This window comes from Finegoldia dalianensis (genome assembly GCF_046255015.1).
Classification (GTDB): domain Bacteria; phylum Bacillota; class Clostridia; order Tissierellales; family Peptoniphilaceae; genus Finegoldia; species Finegoldia magna.
In genome coordinates this window covers 405,266-423,415 of sequence record NZ_JBDLBQ010000001.1, presented here as the reverse complement: position 1 = coordinate 423,415, position 18,150 = coordinate 405,266, and the positions used below count along the sequence as shown (strand labels likewise).

18 protein-coding genes are annotated in these 18,150 nt (G+C 30.2%); 16 read left to right on the top strand and 2 right to left on the bottom strand.

The genetic code is table 11. The features are described 5' to 3' along the window. Positions 1 to 48: 48 nt before the first annotated feature. From ABDJ34_RS02190 to ABDJ34_RS02180, 3 genes are read left to right on the top strand one after another with little or no spacing between them, the layout of a single operon-like run. Entirely contained in the window at positions 49 to 555 is a 507-nt protein-coding gene (locus ABDJ34_RS02190) for an FHA domain-containing protein (RefSeq protein WP_154254571.1), read from the top strand. Then, the gene (locus tag ABDJ34_RS02185) at positions 545 to 1,879 is read left to right on the top strand and encodes an FtsW/RodA/SpoVE family cell cycle protein (protein WP_094207303.1); all 1,335 of its coding nucleotides are present in this window, start codon (positions 545 to 547) and stop codon (positions 1,877 to 1,879) included. Before ABDJ34_RS02190 ends, ABDJ34_RS02185 begins: the two co-directional genes overlap by 11 nt. After that, positions 1,869 to 3,287 (top strand): peptidoglycan D,D-transpeptidase FtsI family protein, encoded by a 1,419-nt coding sequence (locus ABDJ34_RS02180; RefSeq protein ID WP_412701214.1) that lies wholly within the window; start codon positions 1,869 to 1,871, stop codon positions 3,285 to 3,287. The genes ABDJ34_RS02185 and ABDJ34_RS02180 overlap by 11 nt, the downstream gene beginning before the upstream one ends. A 53-nt stretch (positions 3,288 to 3,340) precedes the next feature. Here ABDJ34_RS02180 and ABDJ34_RS02175 read toward each other — a convergent pair whose 3' ends face one another. Further along, the gene (locus ABDJ34_RS02175; RefSeq protein ID WP_002836745.1) at positions 3,341 to 4,162 is read right to left on the bottom strand and encodes an NAD(+)/NADH kinase; all 822 of its coding nucleotides are present in this window, start codon (positions 4,160 to 4,162) and stop codon (positions 3,341 to 3,343) included. A gap of 64 nt (positions 4,163 to 4,226) precedes the next feature. Here ABDJ34_RS02175 and ABDJ34_RS02170 point away from each other — a divergent pair, with 64 nt between their 5' ends. The 12 genes from ABDJ34_RS02170 to ABDJ34_RS02115 all read left to right on the top strand — a co-directional run bounded on the left by ABDJ34_RS02170 (position 4,227) and on the right by ABDJ34_RS02115 (position 15,746). Further along, the gene (locus ABDJ34_RS02170; protein ID WP_412701213.1) at positions 4,227 to 5,048 is read left to right on the top strand and encodes an RluA family pseudouridine synthase; all 822 of its coding nucleotides are present in this window, start codon (positions 4,227 to 4,229) and stop codon (positions 5,046 to 5,048) included. A 348-nt stretch (positions 5,049 to 5,396) separates the two neighbouring features. Next, entirely contained in the window at positions 5,397 to 6,638 is a 1,242-nt protein-coding gene (locus ABDJ34_RS02165; protein ID WP_412701212.1) for a zinc ribbon domain-containing protein, read from the top strand. Between the two features lie 90 nt (positions 6,639 to 6,728). Beyond that, positions 6,729 to 7,352: a YtxH domain-containing protein gene (locus ABDJ34_RS02160; protein WP_353316323.1), complete on the top strand. Its 624-nt coding sequence runs from the start codon at positions 6,729 to 6,731 to the stop codon at positions 7,350 to 7,352. Positions 7,353 to 7,359: 7 nt separating this feature from the next. Continuing rightward, positions 7,360 to 7,800, top strand: a complete 441-nt coding sequence (locus ABDJ34_RS02155; protein WP_094205903.1) for a hypothetical protein — start codon at positions 7,360 to 7,362, stop codon at positions 7,798 to 7,800. Between the two features lie 158 nt (positions 7,801 to 7,958). Beyond that, positions 7,959 to 8,864 (top strand): diacylglycerol/lipid kinase family protein, encoded by a 906-nt coding sequence (locus tag ABDJ34_RS02150; RefSeq protein WP_412701211.1) that lies wholly within the window; start codon positions 7,959 to 7,961, stop codon positions 8,862 to 8,864. After that, positions 8,865 to 9,872 (top strand): LacI family DNA-binding transcriptional regulator, encoded by a 1,008-nt coding sequence (locus ABDJ34_RS02145; RefSeq protein WP_094207296.1) that lies wholly within the window; start codon positions 8,865 to 8,867, stop codon positions 9,870 to 9,872. Between the two features lie 67 nt (positions 9,873 to 9,939). Beyond that, a complete protein-coding gene (locus ABDJ34_RS02140; RefSeq protein ID WP_002836732.1) occupies positions 9,940 to 10,200 on the top strand; it encodes an HPr family phosphocarrier protein in 261 nt (86 codons plus the stop codon). Between the two features lie 59 nt (positions 10,201 to 10,259). Beyond that, positions 10,260 to 11,954 carry a phosphoenolpyruvate--protein phosphotransferase gene (gene ptsP, locus ABDJ34_RS02135; RefSeq protein ID WP_412701210.1) on the top strand — a complete coding sequence of 565 codons (1,695 nt, stop codon included), beginning with the start codon at positions 10,260 to 10,262 and terminating at the stop codon, positions 11,952 to 11,954. A 53-nt stretch (positions 11,955 to 12,007) separates the two neighbouring features. Further along, a complete protein-coding gene (locus ABDJ34_RS02130) occupies positions 12,008 to 12,892 on the top strand; it encodes a hypothetical protein (RefSeq protein WP_412701209.1) in 885 nt (294 codons plus the stop codon). Continuing rightward, a complete protein-coding gene (locus ABDJ34_RS02125) occupies positions 12,876 to 13,214 on the top strand; it encodes a winged helix-turn-helix domain-containing protein (RefSeq protein WP_412701208.1) in 339 nt (112 codons plus the stop codon). The genes ABDJ34_RS02130 and ABDJ34_RS02125 overlap by 17 nt, the downstream gene beginning before the upstream one ends. Positions 13,215 to 13,342: 128 nt before the next feature. Then, entirely contained in the window at positions 13,343 to 14,275 is a 933-nt protein-coding gene (gene arcC, locus ABDJ34_RS02120; RefSeq protein WP_412701207.1) for a carbamate kinase, read from the top strand. Positions 14,276 to 14,396: 121 nt separating this feature from the next. Continuing rightward, positions 14,397 to 15,746 (top strand): uracil-xanthine permease family protein, encoded by a 1,350-nt coding sequence (locus ABDJ34_RS02115; protein ID WP_412701206.1) that lies wholly within the window; start codon positions 14,397 to 14,399, stop codon positions 15,744 to 15,746. 22 nt (positions 15,747 to 15,768) lie between these two features. Here the strand turns inward: ABDJ34_RS02115 and ABDJ34_RS02110 are convergent, their stop codons facing one another. Further along, positions 15,769 to 16,794, bottom strand: coding sequence for an NAD(P)/FAD-dependent oxidoreductase (locus tag ABDJ34_RS02110; protein WP_353316320.1), 1,026 nt, complete (start codon positions 16,792 to 16,794; stop codon positions 15,769 to 15,771). Between the two features lie 239 nt (positions 16,795 to 17,033). On the opposite strand from ABDJ34_RS02110, the gene ABDJ34_RS02105 reads away from it, so the two are divergent. Next, complete coding sequence (locus ABDJ34_RS02105) at positions 17,034 to 18,110, top strand: BMP family lipoprotein (RefSeq protein WP_094207289.1); 1,077 nt, start codon at positions 17,034 to 17,036, stop codon at positions 18,108 to 18,110. The last annotated feature ends 40 nt before the right edge of the window (positions 18,111 to 18,150 follow it).

Here is an 18,150-nt window from a genome sequence, read left to right as displayed (position 1 = left end):
AAAATATGATATATTAGATTAGGATACAATGTGAAAGGATGGGAGCCTATGAAATACATTATTGACATATTGGACGCATTCTTTTCTATACAAATTACTCCAAATTTAAAATTATATAATTTAATTTCTATGTTTTTTAAATATTTGTTTGTAATAATAATTTACTATTTTATTTTCAACATAATCAAGATGATTTATTTGGACATAAAAGGAACAAACAATATGAATTACAGTTCAAATACTTATTTAAAACTAATTAATAGAAAAGAAAATTTGCCTTTTAAAATACAAGAGCATTATTTTATAGGAAGAACTGCTAATATAGGAAGAGACGACAGCAATCAAGTTGCTTTAAAGGATAGGTTTATATCGAAGAGACATGCACGTATTTATAAAGAAAAAAATAATTATTATATCGAGGATTTGAATTCTGCTAATGGAACTTTTTTGAATGGACATAAATTGATAAATTCTGCAAGATTGAACGACAAAGATTTGATAGATATCGGACAAATTGAATTTATGTTTGTAAATGGTGACAAAGATGCAAACTAAACGTAAGAAAAATAGCAGATTTAAAGAATTTATCGATAATTTAAAACCAATGCGTGTAAATAGTAAAATGATAAAGCCAGTTTATTTGATATTACTGTTTAACATATTTGGTTTTTTTCTAGCTTTGGGTTCAAACGAAAAAGGATTAGATCCGAAAGCTTTAGCTTATTTTTTGTTTGCTACAATTTTAATGTTTTTGGCAAATAAATACGTAACGAGAATCACTAAAGGTGATGGATATATATTACAAATCGCTTGTATGCTATTTAGTATTGGTGTAATCGTGATTTATAGGCTTAATCCTTATGAAGGATTGAAGCAGATAATGTGGTTTACCATAGGGATATTATTGTTTTTTGGAACATTTTTTATTTTAAAAAGCTACAAAAAATGGTACAAATTCACAGCACTTTATTTGATAGGTTGTGTTGTGATGTTTCTATTGACATTACTTCTTGCTGAAGATAAATACGGAGCTAGAAACTGGATTAGCATATTTGGAGTTGGATTCCAACCATCTGAAATTACAAAAATTTTGTATGTATTTTTCTTAGCTAGTTATGACTATAACACTGATTTGTTAGATAAGATAAATATAAAGTCAGCGCAAAAATACAAAAAATATCTACCTATAATCAAAAGATATTTCTTGATGATTGTTGTGTATCTGTTTATTGGGATGTTTTTCTTGCAAAAAGATTTGGGAACTGCAATGATTTTTTACGGGTTATTTTTAGTTTACCAAATTGTAAATCAAGAAGACATCAGATTAATTTTGTTAAATTTACTCATAGCTATTGCCGGAGCGGTAGCTGCATATATGCTTTTTTCTCATATACGAATAAGAGTGTCTACATGGCTAGATCCATGGAAGAATATTGATGGAATTGGATATCAAATTACACAAGCTTTGTTTGCGATTGCAAGTGGTGGATTTTTTGGAACTGGACTTGGATTAGGAAGACCTGATGTAGTTCCTGTAGTCACAAGTGATTTTATTTTCGCAGCGATATGTGAAGAAATGGGGACTTTCACAGGAATGGGTGTAATAATGTTGTTTTTGATTTTGATTTATAGAGGAATGAAAATTTCTTTGTATCAATCAAATAAATTTTACAAGATTGTGGCGCTTGGAATTTCTGTTATTTTTGCAATTCAAGGTCTTGTTATGTTTGGCGGTGTTATGAAGTTGGTTCCTTTAACAGGAATTACTATACCATTCGTAAGTTACGGTGGTACTTCAATGGCGATGTCATTTATTTGCCTTGCGATTTTACAATTCTGTTCAACTGATCAAGGAGAGGAAGATATTTATGCAAAATAAAATGAACAAAAGAATTATTGTGGTTTTATCTTTCTTGATGACTTTGTTTGTTTTGTTGGTTTTGTATTTGACTTATTTCCAGATAGTAAAAGCTGATAAAATTGCAAACAATGAATACAATAAAAGATTGTGGGTAGATGAAGATAAGGTTGAACGTGGAACAATCTATGATAGAGATAAAAATGTTTTGGTAGAAACCAAGAAGGATCAATCTGGGAAAAATTATAGATTTTTTGATTATGCCGATATTTATGGAAATATAACTGGATACAATTCAAAAACCTACGGTACAGCTGGTCTTGAAAAATCATACATGAAAGAACTATTAAACATTAACAAAGATACGCCTTTATCACAATTGAGAAATATCGTAAGCTCAAATAATAAAGGTAACGATCTTGTTTTGACCACAAATTCCACTCTACAAAAACTTGCATACAATTTATTAGACGGCAAAAAAGGTTCAATCGTAATGATGAATCCGACAACTGGTGAAGTTTATGTAATGGCAACTTTTCCTTCATATAATCCAAATGAAGTTTCATCACAATGGCAAGAACTTTTAAATAGGGAAACATCTCCACTATTAAATCGTGCAACACAGGGAATGTATACTCCGGGATCGGTTTTTAAAATAATTACTGGTAATGCAATATTAGAAAATAAAGACAAAGTTGACAAAGTTGTAGAAGATAATACTGGTACAATTGAGTTTAACAAGTACACTATTTCAAATAATAATGGCGCTGTTTTTGGAGAGACGGATTTGAGAAAAGCGCTTAAAAAATCATCGAATGTGTATTTTGCATCGCAGGGTGTAAAATTAGGCAACAAAATTTTAGAAGATAATGCTTCAAAATTTATGATTGGCAAGAAAATTCCTTTTGATTTACCAGTAGCAGTAAGCGTTAATGGATATTCTAAAACAAAGAGTAATGCAGATATTGCAACAACAAGTTTTGGTCAAGGAGAAACTTTGGTGACTCCATTGAATATGGCGATGGCAATGAGCGCTGTAGCAAATGATGGACAAATGTTAAAACCTTATTTGGTTAGTCAAATAATAGACTCAGAAGGCAAAGTAATTAAAGAAACTAAGCCTGAATTATTATCTGAAGTTGGCAATAAACAAAATATGGAAACATTGAAAGATTATTTGAGATCTACTGCAGAAAGTTACGATACACTAAATGTTAGTACATCTGTAATCGCAAAATCAGGTACGGCAGAAATTAAAGATAAAACAAGTACCCACGCTTGGTTTGTCGCTGCTGCACCGGCAAAGAAACCAAAATTTGCGATAGCAGTTATTTTGGAAGATGATAACTCTTATGGTGTAAAAACTGCAGGACCTATAGCTTCAAAAATGCTCAACGCAGCAATTAATGAATTAGGATTAGAAAAATAAAACAAAACATGGATAGCTTTGATGATTCATTGCGATCCATGTTTTTTTATTACTTATAAGAATTTGTCTTTGATATTTAACCAATACCAGTCTTTTAAGAAAACTAATTTATTGATATACTGATCTGAATAAGTGAAGTTTACATAATCTACATTGTCATAACTTCTATTCAATCCATCGGCTAAAACGATGGAGCTTTTTCTGTCGAAATTGTGATCTCTAAAATACAATGTAACGTTACTTTTTGATGGAACAACGAGGGAATTTAAAAGAGAACGGTATGCTTTTGAATTAATTGGGGCAAGAGGCGTTACTTGAAAACCATCAAGCCCGTGATACAATACGGATCCACCTGCTGAGAAGTTATACGCAGTTGATCCAGAAGGAGTGGATACTATTATTCCATCTCCTGCAAAGGACTCTAAGTGGTTATCATCGATGTATACATCCAAATAAACAATGGATGAGTCATCACTTTTTACCACAAATTCGTTCAGTGCTTTATGTGTATAAGTTTTGCTACTATTTCTGATAGCAGTCTTTGATTCGAGTAGGGAAATTTTTTCAATTCCATAATTTTCATTAATTAAATCTGAAATGAATTTGTCGATATTTGGAATAAGAATTTCTTGATAAAAGCCTAAGTGACCGGTGTTTATTCCAACAAAAGGAATAGTTGAAAATTCGTATTTGTGAACTGCTCTTAGGAATGCTCCATCTCCACCGATACAAAGATTAATCAGCGCATTTTCATCAAAATCGAATGTAGGTTTGAATCCTTTCTGTTCTAATTTTTCCTTTACAATTAAAGCTGTTTCAAGTGATTTTTGGTTATCGTTTACATATATATTTATAATTTTGCTGTTTTTGTTCATTTATACTAAAAACTCCTAATATTTGATATAATTTTATTATACCAAATAACTGGAGATTTAAACAATGACACAAATTAGTTTTGATGTAGATAAAAAAATAAGGTTAGATGAGTTTTTGAAATCAAATCATATTTCCAAAAATTTATTTCTCAGTATTTACAAAGATGATATTTTTATAAATGGGAAACATGCAAAGAGAAATTCTAAATTAAAACCAGGTGACAAAGTAACCATCAATCTTAGAGATGAAGAGAATAATTACAAACCAATAAATTTGTACATTGAAGTTTTGTATGAAGATGATGATATTTTTGTATTAAATAAACCTGACAAACTTACAATGAATACAGAAGGAGTAGAAAGCTTAGCGAATTTTGTGTCTTATTTATTTGAGCAAAGAAATATTAATCAAAAAGTTAGATTTATCAATAGATTGGATCAAGATACATCAGGTGTTGTAATGGTTGCTAAAAATAAAATAGCTCAAGCCTATTATCAAAAAACTTCGTTTGAGAAAAAATACTTGGCAATCGTAAAAGGAAATCCTAAAAATCAAAAGATACAATTAAACTTAAAACGCGATGGAATTAAAACAGAAATCGATGAAAACGGAAAAAATAGTGTAACTATTTTACAAAATCTTAAAAATTATGGGGATTATTCATTGGTTAGTTTAAAGCTTTTGACAGGTAGAACTCATCAAATAAGAGTAAGTATGGAATATATTAATTGTCCAATAGTCGCAGATAGTTTGTACGGAGAAAAAATAGAAGGATTTTCACAAATGCTACATGCAAATGAAATAGAATTTGTTGATATGAAAAGAAATAAGCATATTATTACGACAGAAATTCCACAAAGATTTAATAAATTTTTGAATAATTAATCTTACTTGAAAACACTTTTATGTTGTAGTATAATTAAATTAACCTCAGAAGAGGAACCCTGAAAAATTAAACCGACACACACTATAAGGGATGACGGACGTTCAATAATTGATGACGAGCCCTCTTTGAAGGGATGTCAGATGTTTGAGACAGTCAACCCACCTTCACATACTGAAGGTCATTAATTGATTAGGGTCTTCTGAGGATATTTTGAAAATAAAAGCGATTTCGCTTATTAGCATGGGACAAAATCTCATGCTTTTTTCTTATGTGTTTAATTTGAGATTATCTATTCACTAAAGTAGTATGAGAATGTATAATATATGATAGATAAGGTGAGTGATATTATGAAAGATTCTAATTTAAAGAAATGCCCAAATTGTAATTCATTTGTTGGCGTTGAAGATAGATTTTGTAGAGTTTGTGGTCATGATTTTTCAAAAGATGATGATTTTTCTTCTGAAGGAAAAACATTTGAGGATTTTTTGTTAGAGGCTTCTAAATTTAGAAACGAAACTCAAAATCACGATCTTGGTTTTATAAAAAAAGAAGAAGATAGTTCAACAGATAATGAGAAAAATTATTCTAAGATAGATAATGGCTCTAATCAAGATACAACTGACAGATTAAATGTAGTGGATATTGAATCTGAATCATTGAAAAAAGAAAGAGAAAAAGCATTCCAAGAAACAAATACAGATTATGATGATTACTACGAATATCATGATTATGATGATGAAAAATCATCGATATTTAAGAAAATTATATTTTCAATTATTGGTGTGGCTTTATTAATTGGTATTGTATTTGGTATTAAATACATAAAACCTATGTTCCGAGAAAATCTTGCTGGAAAAACTATTACAGCTGAAACTGTAAAAGCTAAATTTATTCAAGCAGTACAAGCAAAATCCTCAGAACAAATGATAAGTATTGTAAAATCATCAAATCCATCTGTGCCGTTCAGAAACAAAGATGCTGAAGAATTTATTAGCGAAATAAATTCTAATCCTGAGCATCAAACAACTATTTTGAAATGGTTAGAAGATGATGAAGCAAATCTAAAATCAGATAAATCTTATAAAAGTACTAACCCATTAAAAATGGTAAAAGGAAATGACGGATATAAAATTTTGATTGATCCTATAAAATTAACAATAGAAAATCCGGAAAACGCAAAGTTGAGTTTAGAAAATGCCTCACAATACGCATTTCCGGGAAAGAAAATTTTATTAATAGAATCTAATGATTTAACATTGAGACAAAATTATGATTTATCCTTTTTCTCAAAAAATAATGCGATTAATTGGGATATTGTAGACATAAATAAAACATTACATGATTTTGATGTATCAAGTGGAGAGAAAAATTATGAAATCAGAAAAACAATAGATGATGATTGCCTTGTATTTGTAAATGACAAAAACACTGGACTTACTACAGATAAATTTAATGAAAAAGGCAGAAAGAATTTAACAGAGGACCAAGATTTTGTAAGAATGGTTGCTAAAGGTAAAAATGGTTTATTAAAATCGCCAAAACAAACTGTAGGCTGGGAAACGTGGGTTAGATTGTATTTGAAAGATTAAATTTAATAAATAATTCACTAATAATGTTTGAGAATTTAAATTAGAGGGTATAAAATAATCATAAGAAAATTTATTTAAGGAGATGTTATTATGAGTTTAATGGATTATTTAGAACATAAAAGAAGAGAAAAGGAAAGACAAATCAAATGGGAAATTGCTAAACGTAAATATGAAGATGAAGCTAAAATTACTTTAGGTACAGTTATTGGTGCTTCATTAGGTTTAGCAGCAGGATTATTATTGGCACCTAAATCAGGTGAAGAAACTAGAAAAGACATCAAAAAATTTGCAGAAGAAACTAAGAAAACAGCAGTAAATAACTTTAACGATGCAGTAGATACTGTAAAATTAACTGCTGACAATGTAACAGACAGTGTTAAAGACAAATATCAAGATTTCCAAGATAGAGGAATGACTGAATTAAATAGAGTTTCTGATCAATTCGATGAAGTTAAAACTGATTTGGGAGTTCTTGGTGAAGATCTTAAAGATGTAGTAAAAAAAGACGGAAAAGTAATCAAAGAAGACGTTAAAGATACTAAAGACCAAGTAAAAGATTCTGCAGAAAAAGTTGGAGATTCTGCTAAAAAAGTAGCAGAAGAAGCAAAAGACGGTGCAGAAAAAACTGTTGAAGAAGGAAAAAAACAAGCAAAGAAAACCGCTGACACTGCAAAAGAAGAAGCAAAAGAAGTTAAAAAAGAAATCAAAAAGTAGGTAAGAAATGGTAGATGCTTTATATATATTTAAAATAATATTATATATTTGTTTATCTGGATTCTTAATTGCTTTAATCGTATTTTTGTTCAAACTTACTGACTTAATAAAGAGCATAAAAGCTGTTTTAGCAGATAACAAAAAGGATATCGATAGATCAATTGGTGAAGTACCACAAATATTAGATAATGTAACTGGTATAACTAACAAAGCCGATCGACTAATAGGTGATGTGTCTCCAGATGTAAGAAATATTACAAACAATGTAAGTAACACCTTATCACACGTTGAGTCAGTTTCAAGCAACGTATCAAATACTGTGGATTATGTTGCTGAATCTGTAACTGATACTGCAACTAACATTAAATACGGATTCTTAAATTCTACAGATTATGTTGGTTCTGCAAGAGATATTATTAATTTCGTAAAAAGTTTAGCTAAAAGATAATTAAATAAGATTTTATAAGCCAATCGGAAAATTTCTGATTGGCTTATCGTAAATCTTTAAAAATTTTTATAATTCATGAAAACAATTGTAGAAATTGTTAAAATCCTATTGAAAAACAGTTAATTTTTTGGTATGCTATTAAGGAAAGATGGGATAGAATGAAAAAAATAAAAATTATCTCAAATCCTTCATCAGGAAGTCAAACACACGCAAGAGATTTAACAAAACTTATTAATTATTTAATTGAAGATAATTTTGTAGTTCAGCTTTTTAAAACAAAAGGCAAGAATGATGCATATAATGAGGCGTTAAACACATCTTCTGATGAATGGGATTTGATAGTTGTTTCAGGCGGAGATGGAACGGTTAATGAAGTTGTTCATGGAATTTGCGATAGCGAAAGCGATATTCCTATTACGATTTACTCCACAGGTACAGTAAACGATTTCGCAACTTACTTAAACTTGCCCTCAACACCTTACAAATTATATAGAATGATTAAAACTGGGAAAATAATTAAAAGTGATGTTGGAAAAGTCAGCAATGAAGACTCACACAGGTATTTTATCAATGTTTTTGCAGTTGGAAATATTGCTTCTGTTAGTTATGTTACCGATAAAGCTCAAAAAGCGATTTTTGGTAGGCTGGCGTATATTGTTGAAGGGTTGAAAGAACTTCCTAACACATTAAATCAACCTATGGAATTGAAGATTAAAACAAATGATGACTATCTAGAAGTAAAATCTCCTATTATGATTATTTCGAATTCAAATACTGTAGGTGGTTTTGAAAATATTTGCCCACAAGCAAAAATTGACGATCAAAAACTAGATGTTTTAATTATTAAGCATTCCCGTCTTAAAGAAGTTGCTCAGATTTTAATAGATGCTTTTAGTTCAAAGCATATTTACTCTGAAGATGTATTATATTTTCAAACTGATACTTTAACCATTGAATCCAATCAAACAGTTCCAGGAGATGTGGATGGAGAATATGGTGGGAATTTACCAGTGAAAGTTGAGATTAATAATAAACCAATAAATATTTTAGTAAGGAGCGATTAAATGTCATCACCAACAATTAAAGACGTAGCAAAACTTGCTGGAGTTTCGATTTCTACAGTATCTAGAGTTATGAATGATTCCAAGCCGGTTAGTCCAGAAGCGCGTAGAAAAGTTTTAGATGCAATTGAAAAACTTGATTTCAAACCAAACGAATTGGCAAGATCTTTAGTAATGAAAAGATCAAATTTAATAGGCGTAGTAGTGAAAGATATCGGCATTCCATATATGGCACAAATTGTAAGAGGTGCTGAAGAAATTGGAAGAATGTACAAATACGATATACTATTGTCTTCTACATACGGCGATTTGGAACAAGAAAAGAAGATTATAGACTTCATGTTTACAAAACAAGTAGAAGGAATAATTTTGATTTCAGAAGACATTGAACCAGAGGTTATATTCAAGTTGAAAGATCAAACTGTTCCTTATATTCAATTGGATAAATTCTGGAATATAAAAGACGTGCACACAGTACAAATCGACTACAAAGAAGCCATGATAAATATGATTAATCATATTTATGATTTAGGTCATAAGAAAATTTTATTCGTAAAAGAGAATCAAGATACTGAAATAGGTCAAGAAAAACTTAAGGGATACAGACAAGCTTGTGATGATTTGAAATTAGAAAAAATTGAAATTTCATCAGAAGGAGTTTCAGTTAAAGATGGTTACGAAGCAGGAGATAAGATTTTCGAAATGAAAGATTCGAAAGACATAACTTGCGTAAGTTTTAGTGAAGATGCACAAGCAATAGGATTTATAAATTATTGCTATGATAATAACAAGAAAGTTCCAGAAGATATTTCCGTATCTGGATTTGGCGATATACCAATGACAAGTATTTACAGACCTACTCTTACTACAGTTCAAGAACCTTATTATGACATAGGTGCTGTATCTATGAGAACTTTAGTAAAGGTTTTGAAAGAAAATAAAATTATCAACGAAAAGGCAATATTAGGTTCTCAAATAATGAAGAGAGAATCTGTAAAAGATATCAATTAAAATATTTTCCTGTTTAAAAAATCAATTAATAGGATATAAATAAAGTAGTCATAGGAGGATTATTATTATGGTAGAACAAAATGTTATAGTAAAAAACGAAACTGGTTTGCATGCTCGTCCAGCTGCATCTTTGGTACAGTTTGTTAAAAATTTTGATGGTAAAGTTGAACTTATTAAAGATGGTAAAACAGCTAACGCAAAATCTATTTTCAACGTTATGGCTTTAGGTATTTCTCAAGATACTGAAGTCACTGTTAGATTAGATGGTGAAAACGAAGAAGAAAACTTAAAAAAACTAGTTGAATTTATAGAAAATTTAGAAGACTAATAAAAGCAAGAATTCATAGCCGTCACTATTGTGGCGGCTTTAGTTTATCAGGAGGTATTATGAGTTTAATTAAAAAAGGTATTATTGCAAGTGAAAATATTGCTATTGGCAAAATTAAACTTATGAAAAAACAAGAAGTTAAGATAAGTAGCCAAAAAATTTCTGATGACGAAATTAAACTTCATGTTGATAAATTTAATAAAGCTTTGAATGATTACAAAACAATATTATCAGAAACAAAAGTTGACAATGATACACAAAAACAAGTAATAGAAGCCCATTTGAGTATGTTGGACGATCCTTTTCTTTCAGAAAGTGTGATTTCAAAAATTAATGAAAATTTTGCAAGCGACAAAGCTTTAAATGATACGATTGATGAAATGGTTATAATGATGCAGTCGCTAGACAATGAGTATATGAGAGAAAGAGCGTCCGACTATAAAGATATCGGTCAACAATTACTGTACAAAATTAAAGGAATTGAAAATCAGAAACTAGACTCATTAGAACCTAATACTATTTTGGTTTCAAAAGAACTGACTCCTTATGAAACATCAATAATTGATAAAGATAATGTTGTTGGATTTTTAATGGACTTGGGAGGAAAAACTGCACACACTTCAATTATTGCGCAAACCTTAGGCATTGCTTGTCTCGTTGGCATGAAAGATATAACAGAAAATGTTAAGGATTCTCAAACGGTTATTATAGATTCATATAAGGGAATCTGTATAATTGATCCTGATGAAGAAACTCTTTTAGAATACAAAAATAAAAAGTCTGAATTGGATGATGAAAAGTCAAGGCTTGAAAAAAACAGGTATAACAAAGCAATTACTAAAGATGGAAGAGACATTGATGTAATGACAAATATCGGAAATATTGAAGATTTAGAAAAAGGCTTAGAATCTGGTGCTGAAGGCGTTGGTTTATTTAGAACAGAATTTTTGTATATGTATAATGACAATTTCCCGACAGAAGATGAACAATTTGAATCTTATAAAAAAGTAGTTGAAATTTTAGACGGGAAATCCGTAATTATCAGAACTTTAGATATTGGTGGAGACAAAGAACTTCCTTATTACAAGTTTCCTAAAGAAGATAATCCATTTTTAGGTTGGAGAGCTTTGAGATTTTGTTTTGATATGAAGGATGTTTTTGATGCTCAAATCAAAGCAATATTGAGAGCTTCTGCATTTGGAAAAATAAGGATTATGCTTCCTATGGTTATTTCAGTAGAAGAAATAGAAAAAGCACTTGAAATAATTGAAAATAATAAAGATGAATTGAGAGATAAAAATATTGATTTCGATGAAAATATAGAAGTTGGTATAATGATTGAAACGCCAGCAAGTGTTATTGTCGCCGAAGATTTAATAGAATACATTGATTTCTTTAGTATTGGAACTAATGACTTGACGCAATATGTCTTAGCAAGTGATAGAGGAAATGATAAAATTTCAAGTCTTTATAACACATACAATCCAGCAGTTCTTAGAGCTATCAAAAAGGTTATTGATGTTAGCCACAAACACGGAAAATGGACTGGAATGTGTGGAGGATTTGCCGGTGATACTAAAGCAACGAAACTTCTTTTGGGTATGGGATTGGATGAATTTTCTGCGCCAGCAGCTTCAATTCCAAAAATAAAGGATGTTATCGCCAACAATTCATTTGAAGAAGCAAAAATTTACGCAGATGAAATTTTACAAATGAAAAAAACTACAGATATTGAAAGAAAAATATCTGAATAAATATTTTGTTTTAAAATTCTGATTATTAATGATAAAATTGTATTGGTGATTATATGGAAATCAAAGAGTTACAATTTTTTAAAGATAAAAATATTTACGATTGTGAGTTACAAGATGATAAGTACATTGTAAATACAGATTCTGGTAAATATATCGTTGAAATATACGAAGGGGATTTGGAGTCTTTTTTGAAATACAACCAACAAAATAATTATTTGTTGTATGAGTTAAATGACAAATTTGCAAAGATTGAAGATAGTGGATTTGAAAATGGTTATACTTTTGTGATTAAAAAATTCATTCAAAATCTTACAGATCAAATCTCTGTTGAAAAACAAATACAACTTGGAAGTGAAATAGGCAAAATTCTCAGAAAACTTCACGAAAATAGCCAAATTAACGATGATACTACTTGGTCGAAGATTTTTAATTATAAAATAAATAATCTTATATACAATTACTCAATGACTAACTTCAGAGGAGATAAGGATTATATTGTTTTTGATTACATTGAAAATAATAGATATTTAATTGAATCTAGAAAGTTGAGCAATATTTATTTATTTGATAATTTATGCTCTATCTATGCTGATGATAATAATTTGAATTTTGTATCGAAGAATGTAAGTTACATGGCAGACTCTTTCTTTGAGTTTAGAAAAATCAACGAAGTAGATGAGAAAAATAGGATTTTCTATTATTCTTTATTAAAATCTTATTTTAATGGTAAAATTCCTAGATTATTTTACAGAATTCTTGCCATATACACTATTTTGGACATTCTGGAACCAAAATTAAATGGAGAAAATGATGTTGACTTGACAGGAGAATTCGATAGAATATTAAGCATTTACAATGATTTTGATTGTATAATTCCTGTGTGGATTAAGGAAACTGAAGGAAGGATAAGGGAGCTTAGTGATGAAGGTAAATTGTAAGTTTTGGTTTGAAGATGACAATGGCAAGAAGTTTTTCGGTAAAGGAAATTATCTTCTGCTAAAAGAAATTGACAAGACAAAATCTCTTAACAAGGCTTCAAAAAATCTCAAAATGAGTTACAGTAAAGCTTTTAATATTATAAAAAATAGCGAAAAAATTTATGGAGAGAAGTTTGTGGATACCGAAATTGGAGGAGCCAATGGCGGAGGATCGACATTAACAGAAGTTGGTGAAAGATTAATCAGAGAATATGAAAAAGGTATGTCAAATTTTACCAGAACTAGCAGCAATTTAACAGAAAAAATTACAAAAAATTCCTAAAAAGCTTGTATTTTTTATAAAATCAGTGTAATATATATTTATCGAAGTGTCTTAATAATTAAAATCTCAATGTTTAGCATTGGGATTTTATATTTGGATACTATTTTTAATTTATAAAAGGAGTTAAAATGAAGAAAGTAGTTTTAGCATTAGGTGGAAACGCTCTCGGAAATTCACCTGAAGAACAAATCAAAGCTGTTAGAAAAACAGCTGTATCTATAGTTGATTTAGTTGAAGATGGTAACGAAGTTATCGTTTGCCATGGAAATGGTCCACAAGTTGGTATGATTAATTTGGCTATGGAAACTGCTCATAATTCTAATCCACAAATTTCTAACATGCCATTTGCAGAATGTGTTGCTATGAGCCAAGGATACATAGGATATCATTTACAAAAGGCTATCAAAAACGAATTATCAAAAAGAAACATGAAAAACGCAGTGTCTACTATAATTACACAAGTTAAAGTGGATAAGAATGATGAAGCTTTTGCTAATCCAACAAAACCTGTGGGATTATTTTATTCAAAAGAAGAATCTGAAAAACTTGCTGCAGAAAGTGGATATACTTTTAAAGAAGATGCAAATAGAGGATACAGAAGAGTTGTTCCATCTCCAAAACCAATTGATATTATTGAAAAAGAAGAAATCAATACTTTGATTAAAGAAGATTTCATCGTTATTGCTGGAGGTGGAGGAGGAATTCCTGTCGTAGAAAATTATGGACAATTAGAAGGTATAGGAGCTGTTATAGATAAGGATTTCACTTCAGAAAAATTGGCGGAAATTTCTGATGCAGATTTGTTAATCATTTTAACTGCAGTAGAAAAAGTATGCATTAATTACGGGACAGAAAATGAAGAAGGCTTGGATGAGTTAAACTTATCAAGAGCTCAAAAGTTAATAGAAGAAAGACAATTCGCAGAAGGATCTATGCTACCTAAGGTTAAGGCTTGCTTGAGTTTTGTCCAATCAGGTGAAGGTAAAACTGCTTTGATAACTTCTTTGGAAAAAGCAAAAGAAGGAATCAATGGTTTAACAGGAACTAGATTTGTAAAATAATAATAGTACTTCCAAAACAAGAAATTGATTTGTTGTTTTTGGAAGTATTTTTTTAATGCTCTTTAAATTAGTTTGAATTTAATATAGAATATAGTTTGATGAAATTAAAAGGAGAGTGTATATGGAAAATAATTCGAATTCATTATTTGATTATTATGGCAAACCTTCCATGCTTAAATCATTTCCGATAGCTATGCAACACTTGTTGGCAATGATTGTGGGAAATGCGTTGCCATCAATAGTCTTGGCGAGTGCTTTGAAATCAAGTGAACATGCAATTACGGATGCTCAAGCAATTTATTTGATTCAAGCAGGAATGTTTATTGCTGCAATAGCGACATTATTACAATTGTATCCAGTTTTAAAATTTGGTGCAAAATTACCAGTTATTATGGGCGTTAGTTTTGCTTACATTCCAGTTTTATTATCAATTGGAAAACAATATGGAATAGGTGCTGTGTATGCATCACAGTTGGTTGGTGGTATTGTGGCGATATTCACGGGAGTATTTATTGGGAAAATTAGGAAGTTCTTTCCTCCTATTGTTTCGGGGACAGTTGTATTAACAATTGGGCTTAGTTTGTATTCGGTGGCTGTAAATTACATGTCAGGTGGAAATGGACCTATGCAAGGAGAAATCAGAAACTGGGTTGTAGCGATTATAACTTTGTGTGTTGTTTTGTTTTGTAATATGTTTATGAAAGGTTACATAAAATTAGCGGCAATTTTGGTTGGAATTATTGTAGGATACATAATATCATTATTTTTAGGCATGGTTAAATTTGACAATGTTGTTAGTGCTTCTTGGTTTATGCTTCCACAAATTTATCCATTCAAATTTCAATTCCATTTGGATGCTATATTGACTATGTCAATTATGTACATTGTAAACTCTGTTCAAGCAGTTGGAGACTTAACTAGTACAACTATTGGAGGAATGGATCGTGAACCTACTGATGTAGAATTATCTGGAGGCATAAAAGCAAATGGTCTTGTAAGTGTTATTGGTGCATTCATAGGAGCGCTTCCAACTGCCACATATTCACAAAACGTTGGAATTGTTTCTATGACAAAAGTAATTGCAAGAAAAGTTTTGTTGATTACTGCTAGTATGGTATTTGTCTGTGGATTAATCCCAAAATTTGGAGCATTGATGCTTTCAGTTCCACAAGCTGTAATCGGTGGAGCAACTATATCAGTATTTGCACAAATAGCCATGAGTGGTATGAAACTTATAACTTCAAGCGAAATGAGCGTAAGAAATACAACTATAGTTGGATTGGGAGTTGCGCTTGGAATGGGTATAACACAAGTTGGACCAAACGCTGTGAGATATTTCCCACAATGGTTCAGAATGGTGTTTACAGCATCACCTGTAGTTGTTGCAACTCTAATAGTATTTTTCTTGAATATTATTATTCCAGAAAAAACATTAGAACAAGAAGAAAAAGAAAGAAAAGAAATAGACTAAAAAATCCCTCGTGAGAGGGATTTTAATATTTCATATATTTTTTATCGATATATCTTTTTAGTACGAATGAAAGATGAGAATACAACGTGAATCCTTTATAGTATAATAGCGCTTTTTCATTTCCACAATATAAAATTTGCATAGGATCAGTGTCTGGAACATAAGATTCTAATTCTTCATCGTTCAATGTATGTGCAATATTTTTCATTAAAATAGGCGATTGTCTTATAGCATACACACCAGCTTTTGGTAAGTTAGGATATTTGTCGATACTAACACAATCTCCAACGGCAAATATTTTGTCCGAGATTCTCATATACTCATCGGAAATCAAGAAGTTTTTATCGGTTGTATTTAAATTTCCAAAATCAACATTCACACCGCTAGAACCAATGCACATTATCAATTTATCAAAATCTATATCTATTTCATTAATAGAAGATACATTTTTGTTTTCGTAAACTTTTATACCTTTTTTACTTAATAACTTTCTAGCTTTTTTATTAGCTTTGTCGCTAAATCCTTCCATATTCACACTGCCTCTTGTTACTATGGATATATTCTTGTCGGGATAAATAGTTTTCAGCACTAAAGCTAATTCCAATCCACTTGCACCAGCTCCTAATATAAGTATATTTTTATCAGTGTCTTTGATTTTTTCTTTTAAATCAATAATTGTATTGATAGGTTTTGAATTTATTACATTTTCTCCAGTTCCAATAGTTTTTTGAGTCGCTCCTAAATTAATACTCAAATAATCGTAGTCTACTGTGTGATTTTTTGCAATAACCTTTTTGTTTTCATCGTCGATTTTTATGATTTTATCGAAAATCAAATCTGCTCCGTATTTTTCACAAACTTTTCTTACATCAAAGCATATCTCATCATGAGAGTATACTCCTTCCAAAAAACCGGTATACATACCAGAATAATACTGGTATTCGTTGTCTGTTATAACAGTTATATTAATATCTGGATATTTTTCTTTTATATTTTTGATTACAAAAATATGTCCGTGACCACAGCCACACAAAACTAAATTCTTCATTTTGTCTCCTTCAGTACATTTTTTATTTATAATTATATATATCATATCAAAAAAGTAAAGCAATGTTAAATTCATTTTTCGTTTGACAATATTGTTAATAATTGCTAAGATTATATTGTATAGAAGGTATCTATATTTACACGATAACAACGTTTACGTTATCAAATGAAAATCGATAAATTTTTATTAAGTTTTTTAATTGTAAGCAAATGTTATCACAAAAATTTAAGGAGGACATTATGTCAAAAGTTTACAAAAAAATAATTGCTTTATTTCTTTGTTTAAGCATGGTTTTTGCAACTGCATGTGGTGGTGCAGGCAAAGATTCATCTGATAATGGAAAATCATCAGATACTAATGAAAAGAAAGAACAAGTAAAGGTAACTATGGTTACTGACCAAGGTGGAATTAACGATAAATCTTTCAACCAATCTGCTTATGAAGGATTTAAAAATGCGAAAAAAGAAGGATGGTTGGATTTCAGATATATCGAATCACACAAAGAAAATGATTATGCACCAAATATGGAAACAGCATTGGATGATGAAAGTGATGTAATATTTACAATTGGATATGCATTATTTAAAGCAACAGATGCTGCAGCAAAAGAAAACACAGACCAAAAATACGCAATAATCGACAATGCAAACGTAGAAAAAAGACCAAACATGATTGGGGTTTTATTTGCAGATAACGAAAACTCATTCTTAGTTGGATACATTGCCGGTATGACAACTAAAACAAATAAAGTTGGTTTTGTTGGTGGTATGAAGAGTGATGTAATCGACAGATTTGAATATGGATTCAAAGCTGGAGTAAAGGAAGCTGAAAGACAAAAGAAACAACCAATTGAATTCCAATCACAATATGCTGATAGTTATGCTGCACCAGATAAAGGTAAATCAATTGCTAACTTAATGTACCAAAAAGGTGTAGATGTTATATTCCACGCTGCAGGTGGTACAGGTTATGGTGTTATTCAATCAGCTATTGATAATAACAAATATGTAATCGGTGTTGATAGAGATCAATCTGAAGATGCTCCTAAAAACATGTTAGTTTCTACTGTTAAAGGTGTAAATGTTGCTGTACAAAAAATCTCAAAAGATATTAAAGACGGCAAGTTTGAAGGTGGAAGCACAGTAACTTATTCATTAAAAGATGGAGATGCTGTAGACATTGCTTATGCTAAAAATGATTTAGTAGCACAAGATGTTAAAGACAAAGTAGAAAGCTTAAAGAATGACATCAAAGAAGGAAAAATCAAAGTTCCACAAAACGAAAAAGAATTTACAGAATTCGGATTTGATAAATAAGGTTGATAACAGGGATTGAAAAATCCCTGTTTTTATAACT